The sequence below is a fragment of the Streptomyces sp. NPDC052236 genome, from assembly GCF_044548015.1.
In the GTDB taxonomy this organism is placed as follows: domain Bacteria; phylum Actinomycetota; class Actinomycetes; order Streptomycetales; family Streptomycetaceae; genus Streptomyces.
On record NZ_JBIUBL010000035.1, the window covers coordinates 37,235 to 49,898 of the forward strand.

A 12,664-nucleotide genomic window follows, 5' to 3' on the forward strand; every position below is an offset into this window, starting at 1 on the left:
AAACTCCGGAGCCTCACCCGTATGCCCAACGGCCCACCCTTCATAGGGCCCGAGGGGGCCGGTCGGTTGACACAACATCAGCATCCGTTTCTGACAGGAAGTCAGTCTGCCTGTGACATCTCGGGCAAAGGGCGTCACCGGGTACAGAAAAAACTCGTGCTCGATGTCAACCGGATCCTGGTCCTCAGGCGTAGACGTAACGAAGACCGATCGTGAGGAGCGCAAAAAGTTGACCGTCGAGGAGTTCGAGGAGTTCTACGCCTCTGCGGTCAGGCGTCTCACCAGCCAGCTCTACGTGATGCTGGGCGACCTGCACGAGGCCCAGGATGTGGTCCAGGAGGCGTTCGTCCGCGGCTGGAGTCACCGGGCCCGGCTCGAGCGGGACGGGGCGCCCGAGGCATGGGTCCGTACGGTGGCCTGGCGGCTGGCGGTCAGCAGATGGCGCCGGAGCAGACGCTCGGACGAGGCATGGCAGCGGCACGGCCCACCGAGCCCGGGCCGGGAGCCCGATCCGGGCTCGGTGGCGCTGGTCTCGGCGTTGCGGCAGCTGTCGCCCCAGCAGCGCCGCACCGTGACGCTGCACTACGTGTGCGACCTGTCGGTCGAGCAGATCGCCGCCGAGACCGGCCTGTCCACCGGCACGGTCAAGACCCATCTTGTCCGGGGCCGGGCCGCCCTCAGCCGCCATCTGGACAACCCGTACGCGAAGGAGGTCCCCAGTGTATGAGCCCGACGATCACCTGACGGGCCTGCTGAAGCAGGCGGCCGTTGCCGCCCAGGACCGGACTGTGCCCGCCCCTGCCGCCGAGATCCTCGCCCGCGGCGCCCGGCACCGCCGGCGGCGCTTCGCGGCGATCACCGCCGCCGCATGCCTGGCCGTCGGCGCATTGACCGGCGTCGCCACGATCACGCTGACACCGTCCGACCACGGTGGGCGGGTCGAGCCGGCCGGGGACCCGGCGCCCAATCCGTCCCCCGCACCTTCGGAGAGCGTCATGGTCGAGCCCGGCCCGGTCGAGTCCACCGGCGGTGAGTCGCCCAGCCCGGGCGCGCCCACGGCCAGTCGGCCGCCAGGCCCGGGCGCGAGCGACACCGGTCAGTCGACTGGCCCGGACAGCTCCACCACCTTCCCGCCGGGCCCGGGCGCGCCCACTGTCGGTCAGTCGCCGGGCCCGGGCGCGAGCGACACCGGTCAGTCGACTGGCCCGGACAGCTCCACCACCTTCCCGCCTGGCCCGAGCGGCTCCGCCACCATGACGTCCAACCGCTCCGGCTGACCTTCACCCGCCCCATACGCCCGACGCTCACCACCACGCCGCCGGGGGGTCCTGCACGCCCTCTCCCGCCCCCGCCCCACAGATGTTGCGGCGAGCCTTCGGCATGCCCAGCGGCAGAGAACAGATGAGGAAAACGATGACAGCTGCAGGGCCAATCGTCTTGACGGGCCATCTGCCGCGACGCGCACCGCTGCCCGCACACCACCTGAACCCGGTCCTGGACGTGGTCGTCCCCGTGTTCAACGAGGAGACAGACCTCGAGCCGTGCGTCCGGCGGCTCCACGCCCACCTGCGCGAGACCTTTCCGTACCCCTTCCGGATCACCGTCGCCGACAACGCCAGCACCGACGGAACCCCGTGGATCGCCGTGTGGCTGGCCTCCGAACTACCCGAAGTGGAGTGGATGCGCGTGGCTGAGAAGGGGCGGGGCCGGGCGTTGCACGTCGCCTGGTCGCGCTCTCCGGCCCCGGTGCTCGCCTATCTGGACGTGGATCTGTCCACCGATCTGGCGGCGTTGCTGCCGCTGGTCGCCCCGTTGATCTCCGGGCACTCCGACATCGCCATCGGCACCCGCCTGGCGCGCGGATCCCAGGTGGTGCGCGGCCCCAAACGGGAGATCATCTCTCGCTGCTACAACGCGCTGCTGCGCTCCACCCTCGCCGTCGGTTTCTCCGATGCGCAGTGCGGCTTCAAGGCGGTGCGGCGTGACGTCGCCGAGCGGCTGCTGCCCCTGGTGAAGGACTCAGGGTGGTTCTTCGACACCGAGCTGCTGGTGATCGCCGAGCGGGCCGGACTGCGTATCCACGAGGTGCCGGTCGACTGGGTGGACGACCCCGACAGCCGGGTCGACATCGTGTCCACGGCGCTGGCCGACCTGCGCGGCATCGCCAGGATAGGCAGGGCGCTGGCCCACGGCTCGCTGCCGCTGGCCGGGCTGCGCCGAAGCAGCGGCAGCGGCAGCGGCAGCGGCTGCGAGCCGCCGGGCAACCTGGCCACCCAGCTGGTGCGCTTCGCCGCCGTGGGTGCCGTAAGCACCCTTGGATACCTGCTGTTGTACGCGGCTCTGCGCCCGGCCGCAGGGCCGCAGGCCGCCAACGCCCTGGCCCTGCTGACCTGCGCCGCCGTCAACACGACCGCGAACCGGCGGTTCACTTTCGGGCTGCGCGGCCGCAGCGGTGCGGTGCGCCACCAGGCCAGGGGCATGGTGGCCTTCCTCGTCGGTCTGGCGCTCACCAGCGGTTCGCTGGTCGCCCTGCACCACGTGGCGCCCGGAGCCTCCCACTCCACCGAAGTCGCGGTGCTGGTCGTCGCCAACCTGGCCGCGACGCTGCTGCGCTTTCTGCTCTTGCGGGCCTGGGTGTTCGCTGCCCGGCCCAGTCGTCTCAGGAGCCGGCCCGGCCGCCTCAGCTCCCGGACCAGCAGCCGCACATCAGGATCGGCCGCTTCATGAGCACGATGCTGACAACGTGGGGTGTCGACCCCGGCTTCACCGAATCCTCCGCCCCCGCCCCCGCGTCCGCGCCCGCTCCCGCTCCCGACCGGCGGCAGCGACTGCGCCGGGCGATCGAGCGCTACGGTCCCGTGCTGGCGCTGTACGGCGTGCTGAAGCTCATCGGCTTCTCCGTCTTCATGTACCTCTTGCACTCCACCGGGGACTTCAAGGCGAAGCACCCGCGCTTCGGCGGCGGCGCCCATCCCTGGGATGTACTGGCCAGTTGGGACGGCTGGTGGTACCAGCAGGTCGCCGAGCACGGGTACGACCCCGCGCTGGTACCGGTTCCCGGAGCCACCGGCCTGATCACCCTTGAGGAGAACTCGGCGGCGTTCTTCCCGCTCTACCCGGCCCTGATGCGGCTGGTCTCCGAGTGCACCGGCCTCGGCCTGTTCGGCGCCGGCATGCTGGTCTCCGTCGTCGCCTCATTCGTCGCCGCCCTCGGCATCTACGCCGTAACGGCGCGGCTCGGCGGTACCAGAGCCGGCCTGACCGCGGCCGGACTGTGGGCCGTCTGGCCCGGCTCCGGCGTGGAGTGGTCGGTCTACTCCGAGTCCCTTTACGTCGCTCTCGCCGTCTGGGCCTGCTACGCCGTCATGACCCGCCGCTGGCTCACCGCCGGTGTCCTCACGTTCGCCGCCGGACTCAACCGTCCCACCGCCGGCGCACTGATAGCCGCCCTCACCATCGCCGGGCTGCTCGCGCTGTACCGCCGGAAGGACGGCGTCCTGCGCCCGCTGGCCGCGATGGCGATCGCACCCCTCGGTCTATTCGGTTACCTCGGCTGGGTGGGCCACCACATGGGCGACTACGGAGGCTACTTCAAGCTCCAGTCCGGTGCGTGGGCCCACGAGTTCGACTGGGGCCGGCACACGCTCGACGTATTCACATCCGTCCCGGTCGGCCACTTCGAGTACTACGGCGCGCGGCGCATGGAAGACCTGATCGGCGTCGCCGTCGTCGTCATGGCACTGATGCTGATCCCGCTGCTGATCCGGCTGCGCCCACCGGCCGTACTGGTCGTCTACACAATCCTTTCCATCGCCCTCGTGCTGGGCACCCAGCAGATATTCGGCAACGTCTCCCGTTACCTGCTCCCCGCCTTCCCCCTCTTCATCCCGCTCGCCATCGCCATGCGCCCCCTCGGCCTGTCCATGCGGGTGACGCTGCTCGGCATCGCCGCGGTGGCCTCCGGCTCATACGCGGGCTACGCCCTCTTCGAGCTCGGCGTTCCGTAACCGACAACCGGTTCGCCACCGGCACCGGCCGGACCCTCACGACCACGCGACACCCCACGACACCAAGACGGGGGTTCGACGCCGCGATTGCCGTACTGACAGACGGCTCAGGCGTCCGCCCTGCCTCGCCGCCGCTGGGGGATTCCGCACGCCCTCATCCGCCTCCTGCCCCCTTGCGGGCACGCCAGGACTGGACGCTCGATGACCATTACCCCGCCCACCGCCCCGCCGCGCCCGCCCGTACGGAATCCCCGACGGAATCCCCGACGGAATCCAGGGCGCAGTCCCCTACGCAGTCCGGCCCCCGGCATGGCCCCACGGCTGCCGGCCCGACGGCTGCTCGACCGGCTGACGCACGCCGACCGGCGGGTGCTGCGCCTGTACCTGTTCACGCGCCTGGGTCTGGGGATCGTCACCTACTGCACCGGGTGGCTGTTCCCCGCCGACTCCGAGGCCAAGTCGCCCGGCCCGTGGCTGTCCCACTGGGAGCGGTGGGACTGGACGCACTACCGCCGCATCGCCGAGTACGGCTACTTCGGTGCCTTTCCGGGCGTTGATCCCGTGAGCGACACGCGCGCGGCGTTCTTCCCCGGCTTCCCTCTCGTGCTCCGCGCCGTACACACCGTCGTCCCCAACTGGACCGTGGCCGGCCTGCTGATATCCCTGGTGTGCGGCGCCGTGGCCGTCGTCGCCCTCGCCCGGATCGCCGGGCTCGGCCGACCGGACGGCGACGACCGGGCCGGGAAGCGGGCCGTCGGCTTCCTGCTGCTCTCGCCCGCCGCGGTCTTCCTCGCCGCCGGCTACACCGAGTCGCTCTTCCTCGCGTTCGCGCTGCCGGCCTGGCTCGCGGCCAAGAACCGTCACTGGCCCCTCGCCGGCCTGCTCACCGCGGCGGCCACCACCACCCGGGTCAGCGGGCTGTTCCTGGCCGCGGCGATCGCGGTCGAGTTCCTGCTGGCCCGCAACGACCGCGGTGCCCTCCGCCACTGGCGCTCCCTCCCCTGGTGCGCGCTGCCCGCCGGACCTGCCCTCGCCTACACCTACTACCTGCATCAGCAGACCGGCGACTGGATGGCTTGGAAGCACGCCCAGGAACGCGGCTGGTACCGGGACTTCCACACCCCTGCGGAAGCGTTTCGTAACACCTGGCAGAACGCGTTCGACCACGTCCATACCACCGGCTACGCGTGGGAGTTCCAGCTGGAGCTGGCCGCCATGGCAATCGGAGTCGTGCTGCTGGCATGGCTCCTGATCCGCCGTCGCTGGCCCGAGGCCGTCTACATCGCGCTCAGCCTCTGGGCTCTGGGAACGTCGTACTGGTACCTGTCGATACCTCGCGCCACTCTGCTCTGGTGGCCACTGTGGACCGGGCTGGCCCACTGGAGCCTGCGGCGCGGCTGGGTGAAGGAGGCGTACGCCTTCGTGGTGGCCCCGCTGATGGTCGTGCTCGCGGTGACCTTCGTCTCGGGGCGCTGGGCCGGTTGACCGCAACCGTGCCCCGGCCTGCCCGACCACCCCCGAACCATTGGCACTGACCCGGACCTTGGGACGCATAGCCGGCCCGCACGAAGAAGGCCCGCGCCGAACTTGCCGCCACCGACCTGGTGATCGAGGCCAAGCGCCCCCGGGCGGGACGCGGTCTTTTCCTGCCCGGCGCCTGGAGCAACCTCAAGGCGCCCGCCCTGCCCGTGGAGAGCTGGAAGCAACGGCTCTACCCGCTCATCGACCACGAACAGGCCGTGCCCATGATGTCGGTGGCGGAACTTTTCTCCCGCGCCTGGGCCCGGGTCCGCGACGGCGACGCCCCCGCGTTCGAAGAGCTCATCACCCGTGCCACCGGGAAGGGCCGGCGCTGAAAGAGCTTCAGGCGGCGTTCGTGCCGAGGTACGCGTCGAGGACCCGCGGGTCGGCGCGTACCTGCGTGGCCGGGCCCTCGGCGAGCACCTTGCCCAGATCGAGCACGACCACGCGAGCGCAGAGCTCCATCACAAAGGCGACGTTGTGCTCGACAAGCAGCACCGCGCAGTCCTCCTCGGCCGCGACATGCCGTACGACAGCGGCCAGCTGTCCCCGCTCCTCGGCGGACATGCCGGACGCGGGCTCATCGAGGAGCAGCACGCGCGGCGGATCCACCAGGGCACGGGCCAGCTCCACCATGCGAGCCTGGCCGACAGGGAGGGCGGCCGCGTACGCGTCGGTGAGCGCGTCCAGACCGCACGCGCGCAGGATCGTCGCGGCGCGGGCGCGGCGCTCCCTCTCGTGGGCGCGCCGGTGCGTGAGGCCGCCGCGCCACTCCTGGGCGACCAGGAGGTTGTCGGCCACCGTGAGCTGCCCGAAGAGCTGCTGCCGCTGGAAGGTGCGGCGCATTCCGTGCCGGGCCCGCCAGACGGGGGAGCGGCGCGTGATGTCCGTACCGTCGAGCAGTACGCGTCCCTCGTCGGGGCGGCGGATGCCCGACACGGCGTCGAACAGAGTCGTCTTGCCCGCGCCGTTGGGGCCGATGAGCCCGCATACCTCGCCGGGCCTGATGCCCAGGTCCACCCCGTCCAGGGCCTGGACGCCGCCGAACCGTACGCCGACGCCGGACGCCCGCAGTACGTACTCGCTCATGGCCGCACCCCCTCCCTGATGCCCAGATACGCCTCGGTGAGCCGGTCCCTCTCCACCTCGTCGCGCGGACCGCACCAGGAGACACGGCCCTGAGCGAGATACGCCACGGAGTCCGCGATGCCGAGCACTTCGGCGGCCTTCTCCTCCACCAGCAGCAGTCCGGTGCCCGCCGCGCGGATCTCCGTGAGCAGCCGGAACACCTCCTCGACCACGCGCGGCGCGAGCCCGAGGGACGGCTCGTCGGCGATGAGGACCTGCGGCGGGCGCTGGAGCAGCGGGGCGAGCGCGAGCATCTGCTGTTCCCCGCCGGAGAGCGAGCCGGCCAGTACGGTACGGCGCTGGGCGAGCGACGCGAACCGCTCGTACACGGCGTCCCGCGCGGACTGCTCCGGCAGCTGGAGCGCGAGGTTCTCCTCGATGGTGAGCGACGGAAAGATGCCCCGGCCCTCGGGCACGAGGAGCACTCCACCCCGGGCCCGCCGGACCGGGCCGTCGCGGGTGCTGTCCCGCCCGGATACGTACACGCTCCCGGCGACCGGAGCGAGCAGCCCGGCGGCGAGGCGGCAGATGGTCGACTTGCCCGCGCCGTTGGGCCCGAGAAGGGCGAGTATCTCGCCGCCGCGGACGGTGAGGTCGACGCCGTGGAGTACGGGGGCGGTGCCGTATCCGGCGTGGACACGGCGCAGTTCGAGGGCGGGGGGTGCGGACCCTGCCGTGGCCCGACCGCCGCGGTCGCCCCCGTGGCCCCGGATGCGGCTGCCCCGTGTGCGCGAGTCGGCAATCGAGCGGTGCTCTGGCGGTGTCTCTCGCGGTGGCTCTGGTGGTGGCTCTGGTGGTGCCAGTTCTACGGCACCGGTCGCGCTGTTCGCGCCGGATACGGGCCCCCACCCGGCCCGCGCGGACCGCGCGCCGCGGTCGACGGCAGCCTGAGCACCACCCCCAGAGCCCGCAACGGCCCCCGCCGCCACCCGCCGCGCCCGCATCCGTACCGACAACGCCGCGCAGTACCCGTCCGGGTCATTCGCCAGCGCCAGGCCGGCCAGACCGAACAGGATCACCGGCACATGCGCCGACTCCGTCACGTACTCCGCCACCACATGCGGCGCCAGCGCGAAGACCAGACCCGCCACCACCGCGAACTGCGGTCTCCGCACACCCGCCGCGACCACCACCGCCAGCCAGATCAGGCCCGTCATCGCGGTGAAGTCCGTGGCCGTGATACGGGTGTTGTACGACGCGTACATCACGCCGCCGAACCCGGCGAGCCCCGCCGAGAGCGTGAACAGCAGCAGCTTCGTACGCACCACGGAGATCCCGCTCGCGAGCGCCGCCGCCGGTGCCGAGCGCACCGCGAGCATCGCGCGCCCCGGCGGGGAGTTCCGCAGCGCGCTCAGCGCCGCCACCGCCGCGCTCACCAGCACCACCAGCGCGACCCCCATGGCCCGGTCGTCCGCCAGATCGACCGGACCGAACACCGGGCGCGGGATCTCCCACCCCGTGTCCCCGTTCCGCAGCCACCCCACCTGGAAGAGAACCTGGTCGGCCAGGAACGCCAGCGCCAGCGTGGCCAGAGCCAGCGAGCGCCCGCCCAGACGCAGCGCGGGGAGCGCCACCAGGGCGCCGAGCAGCGCCGCACCGCACGTACCCACCAGCGCCGCCGCCGCGAACGGCCAGCCGTGGCTCAGCAGCAACCCGGCCACCAGCCCCGCGCCCGTCACAAACGTCGCCTGCGCCAGCGACACCATCGCGCCGAGCCCGGTCACCACCGTGAAGGAGACGAAGACCAGCGAGATCGCGAGCCCCTGCGCCAGCAGCCCGCTCCAGAACGGCGTGGTCACCGTATAGAAGGCCACGGCCAGCAGCACCGAGCCCGCTGCCCACGGCCCCCACCGCCGCCCCCACGACCGGCCCGCCAGATAGTCGACCGGCGGCGCGTCCACGGGTGGTGCCGTGCCCGCCGTGCGCTGCCGCCTGGCCAGCACCAGCAGCCCCGCGAACAGAATCAGGAACGGCACGGCCGTACGGAAGCCGGTGATGCCGTCGGCGAACGACGCGTACCCGGCCACCAGGTTCTGCACCACGCCGAGCGCGAGCCCGCCCGCGAAGGCCAGCGGCACGGACGCGAACCGCCCCAGCACGGCCGCCGTCGCCGACACGAAGAGGAAGAGCGTGTAGTCGTGCGCCGACAGGCCGAGCAGCGGCGTGGCCAGCACCCCCGCAAGCCCGGCGAGAGCCGACGACAGCATCCACGCGATCGAGGAGAGCCGGTCCGCGCTGATGCCCCGCAGCTCCGTCAGCGAGCGGTTGTCGACGGCGGCCCGCAGCCGCAGCCCGAGCCGGGTGTGCCGCAGCAGCACCCACAGCGCCACCGCCACCACGGCCGTCGCCACCCAGGTGATCAGCTGGTCGGAGTCGACGCCCACCCCGTCCATCGGCTGCCAGGACTTCGCGGGACTGGGGCCCACTCCCGCCAGACCGAACTGGTTCTCCGCGGGCTTCACGGGCGCGCCCGCGTCCTCCAGCAGCTCCACGATCCACAGCCCGAGCGCGGGCAGCGCGACCAGCAGTCCGATCGTCGCCACGATCTGCGCGGTCTCGCCGATCCGCGCCAGCTTGCGGAACATCAGCCGGTCAAGGCCCCAGCCGAGCCCCGGCGCGACCACGAACACGAGCAGCAGCGCGGTCGGCACGGCAGGCCAGCCGAAACCCGAGTGCAGCTCGTAGAAACCCAGAGCACACAGATACGCGGTCGCGCCGTGCGCGAAGTTGAAGAGCCCGGACGCGGAGTACGACAGGACGAGTCCGGTCGCCAGCAGCGCGTACAGCGCGCCCGAGACCAGCCCGCTCAGCACAAAGCCCAGCAGATCCGCCATGACCACGGGCCCTTATCGGAACGGGATCGGTTCGTAGCACTTGAACGGCGAGGACACCTCGTACGTCCCGTTCTTCAGCTGTACGAGCGCCCCGCACCCGAAGGCCTCCTTCTGCCCCTTGGGCAGGGCCCGGTCGCCCACCAGCGTGCCCGTGTCGGAGAAGCTCCCGGCGGCCTTCTGGAAACTCTCCACGGTCAGGTCCTTTCCGGCCTTCTCGGCGATGGAGAGGAAGAGATCGGCGGACATATATCCGGTCATCATGTGCATATTGAGCGGCACATCCTCGCCCGCGGCCTTCCTGATGTCCTCCTTGAACCGCCTCATCGCCTCGCTGCCCGACTCGAACGGCTCGAAGGTCAGCAGCACATGCACCCCGTCGAGCGCCTGCCGCGTCGCGCTCTTGGCCAGCAGCCCCGGGTCGTAGTCCGTCGGGTCGGTGATCACACCCCGGTAACCGGCCCGCTTGAGCGCCGTGAACAGGCCGATGTTGTACGGCGTCTGCATCACGGACACGACGGCGTCGGGAGCCTTGCCGCTGTTGGAGCGCAGGATCTCCTTGGTGTACGCGGACCAGTCGCTCGGCAGGGACGTCGCGGGCACGATCGCCTTCGCGTAGCTCACCTGGAAACCGGCCGCCGCGAAGCCCTGCTGGTAGGTGCGGATGGCGAAGGTGCCCGCGTCGTTGTCGTTGGCGAGGATCGCGACCGACTTGCCCTTCGCGCCGCCGAGCACCTGGGCCAGCCCCTCGGGCCAGCTCTGTGTGATGGTGCCGCCGGGCATCGGCACCATGCAGCCGCCGAAGCCGTAGATGTGCTTCGGCCCGCAGAACTGCGGAACCGTGCCCCAGCCGAATGTCGGCACCCGCTGCTGCTCCAGGAAGTCCGCCCCGGAGAACGTCACCGAGCTCATCGGGGAGACGGCGAAGACCTTCTCCTGCTGCACCAGCTTGCGGGCGGCGGCCAGGTTTCTGGCCGGATCCTGACCGTCGTCCTCCGCCCCCAGGTAGTTGATTTTCCGGCCGTTGACGCCTCCTTCGGCGTTGGCCCGCTCATAGCGGGCCCGGGCGCCGAGGTCGGTGTCCTTCTTGGAGTAGCCGCTGGCCGTGGTCATCGAGACGATGCCGCCGACCTTGATCGAGTCGGCGCTCACTCCGCGTACGGAGGCGCCGTCCTTCCCGGTGGGCTCGCCGGAGGTGGACGCGGAGTTGCAGGCAGCGGCAAGCAGCAACATGGCCGCTGCGGCGAGGGTGCGGATCGATCGCAACACAGGGTCGTCCCTCCGTCGGGTGACCGAAATTCTGTGCCGATACCTGACGGACCGTCAATAACTAGCGCGGCACCATCACTGGTAGAGCGCGGCCACCTCGACCGCGTACGCCGTCTCGATCGCCCTCCGCTTGAGCTTGAGCGAGGGGGTGAGCAGTCCGTGCTCCTCGCTGAAGGGATGCGCCAGGATCCGGAACGTACGGATCGACTCCGCCTTCGACACGAGGGTGTTCGCGGCCAGGACCGCCCGCCGGATTTCCATCTCCAGATCCGGGTCCCGCACCAGCTCGACCGGGGTGAGCCGCGGCTTGCCCTGCATGGCCAGCCAGTGGGCGACGGCCTCCGGGTCGAGGGTGACCAGCGCCGCGATGTACGGCCTGTCGTTGCCCACGACGATGCACTGCGCCACCAGCGGATGGCTGCGCACCCGCTCCTCCAGCGTGGTGGGCGAGACGCTCTTGCCGCTGGAGGTCACCAGGATCTCCTTCTTCCGCCCGGTGATGGACAGATAGCCGTCCTCGTCCAGCGCGCCGATGTCCCCGGTCGCCAGCCAGCCGTCGTGCAGTACGGCGTCGGTGGCCTTCGGGTCGCCCAGATACCCGGAGAAGACATTCCCGCCGTGCAGCCACACCTCGCCGTCCTCCGCGATATGCACTGTGGTGCCCGGAATCGGCTGCCCGACCGTGCCGTACCGGGTGCGTTCGGGCGGGTTCGCGGTCGCCGCCGCGGTCGACTCGGTCAGTCCGTACCCCTCGAATACGGTGACGCCCGCGCCCTCGAAGAAGAGGCCGAGCCGCCGGTCCATGGCCGAGCCGCCGGTCATCGCGTGGCGCACGCGACCGCCCATCGCCTCGCGGACCTTGCCGTACACGGCCTTCTCGAAGAACTGGTGCTGCATCCGCAGCCCGGCGGAGGGGCCCGGGCCGAGCCCGAAGGCCTTGAGCTCCGCGGCCTCGGCGTACTTCACGGCGACCTCGACGGCCTTGTCGAACGGGCCCAGCCTGCCGTCGGCCTCCGCCCTGCGGCGGGCGGCGTTGTACACCTTCTCGAAGATGTACGGCACAGCCAGAATGAACGTCGGCCGGAATGCCGCCAGGTCCGGCAGCAGCGCGGTCGCCTGCATCGCCGGCTGATGCCCGATCTTGACCCGGCCGCGGATCCCCGCGACCTCGACCATGCGCCCGAAGACATGCGCGAGGGGCAGGAAGAGCAGTGTGCAGGCCTCGTCGCCGGGACGGGAGCGGAAGACCGGCTCCCAGCGGCTGACCATGGTGTCGGCCTCGAACATCAAATTGGCATGGGTGATCACACAGCCCTTGGGGCGGCCGGTGGTGCCCGAGGTGTAGATGATGGTGGCGGTGGACTCGGGCGTCACCGCAAGCCGGTGCCGGTGCACCACCTCGTCGTCGATATGCGCGCCCGCCTCGAAGAGCTCGGCGACCGCGCCCGCGTCCAGCTGCCACAACCGCTTCAGCTGCGGCAGTCGGCCGATCACCGAGCCGATGGTCATGGCGTGGTCCTCGTGCTCGACCATGCACGCCGAGACCTCGGCGTTCTGCAGCATCCAGAAGACCTGCTCGGCGGAGGCGGTCGGGTAGACGGGGACGGAATGCGCGCCGACCGTCCACACCGCGAAGTCGAAGAGCGTCCACTCGTAGCGCGTACGGCACATCAGCGCGACCCGGTCCCCGAACCGTACGCCGTGCGCGATCAGCCCCTTGGCCAGCGCCATCACCTCGTCGCGGAACTGGGCGGAGGTCATGTCCTGCCACTGGCCCGCGGAGTCCTTGCGACCGAGCGCGATGCGGCCCGGATCGTCCTCGGCGTGGTCGAACACCGAGTCCGCAAGTCCGCCTACCTGAGGCGCTGCGGCCATGGGTGGGACAGTGAACTCGCGCAATGGCCTGCT

General features: G+C 71.0%; 9 protein-coding genes and 1 pseudogene. 6 read left to right on the forward strand and 4 right to left on the reverse strand.

The window, feature by feature from the left end:
- Positions 1–229: 229 nt before the first annotated feature.
- The 6 genes and pseudogenes from ACIHCQ_RS38725 to ACIHCQ_RS38750 all read left to right on the forward strand — a co-directional run.
- A complete protein-coding gene (locus ACIHCQ_RS38725) occupies positions 230–727 on the forward strand; it encodes a SigE family RNA polymerase sigma factor (protein WP_399673293.1) in 498 nt (165 codons plus the stop codon).
- Positions 720–1,277, forward strand: coding sequence for a hypothetical protein (locus ACIHCQ_RS38730; RefSeq protein WP_399673295.1), 558 nt, complete (start codon positions 720–722; stop codon positions 1,275–1,277). Before ACIHCQ_RS38725 ends, ACIHCQ_RS38730 begins: the two co-directional genes overlap by 8 nt.
- Before the next feature lie 136 nt (positions 1,278–1,413).
- Positions 1,414–2,727, forward strand: a complete 1,314-nt coding sequence (locus ACIHCQ_RS38735) for a glycosyltransferase (RefSeq protein WP_399673297.1) — start codon at positions 1,414–1,416, stop codon at positions 2,725–2,727.
- A 5-nt stretch (positions 2,728–2,732) separates the two neighbouring features.
- Positions 2,733–4,007, forward strand: coding sequence for a hypothetical protein (locus tag ACIHCQ_RS38740; RefSeq protein WP_399673364.1), 1,275 nt, complete (start codon positions 2,733–2,735; stop codon positions 4,005–4,007).
- 201 nt (positions 4,008–4,208) lie between these two features.
- A complete protein-coding gene (locus ACIHCQ_RS38745; RefSeq protein ID WP_399673299.1) occupies positions 4,209–5,492 on the forward strand; it encodes a mannosyltransferase family protein in 1,284 nt (427 codons plus the stop codon).
- Between the two features lie 71 nt (positions 5,493–5,563).
- Positions 5,564–5,863, forward strand: a pseudogene (locus ACIHCQ_RS38750) (hypothetical protein); the annotation flags it as partial.
- A 7-nt stretch (positions 5,864–5,870) separates the two neighbouring features.
- Here ACIHCQ_RS38750 and ACIHCQ_RS38755 read toward each other — a convergent pair.
- The 4 genes from ACIHCQ_RS38755 to ACIHCQ_RS38770 all read right to left on the reverse strand — a co-directional run bounded on the left by ACIHCQ_RS38755 (position 5,871) and on the right by ACIHCQ_RS38770 (position 12,631).
- Positions 5,871–6,617, reverse strand: a complete 747-nt coding sequence (locus tag ACIHCQ_RS38755) for an ABC transporter ATP-binding protein (RefSeq protein WP_399673301.1) — start codon at positions 6,615–6,617, stop codon at positions 5,871–5,873.
- Complete coding sequence (locus ACIHCQ_RS38760; protein WP_399673303.1) at positions 6,614–9,490, reverse strand: ATP-binding cassette domain-containing protein; 2,877 nt, start codon at positions 9,488–9,490, stop codon at positions 6,614–6,616. The genes ACIHCQ_RS38755 and ACIHCQ_RS38760 overlap by 4 nt, the downstream gene beginning before the upstream one ends.
- Before the next feature lie 12 nt (positions 9,491–9,502).
- Positions 9,503–10,756, reverse strand: coding sequence for an ABC transporter substrate-binding protein (locus tag ACIHCQ_RS38765; protein ID WP_399673306.1), 1,254 nt, complete (start codon positions 10,754–10,756; stop codon positions 9,503–9,505).
- A gap of 75 nt (positions 10,757–10,831) precedes the next feature.
- Positions 10,832–12,631, reverse strand: coding sequence for an AMP-dependent synthetase/ligase (locus tag ACIHCQ_RS38770; RefSeq protein ID WP_399673308.1), 1,800 nt, complete (start codon positions 12,629–12,631; stop codon positions 10,832–10,834).
- Positions 12,632–12,664: the final 33 nt, after the last annotated feature.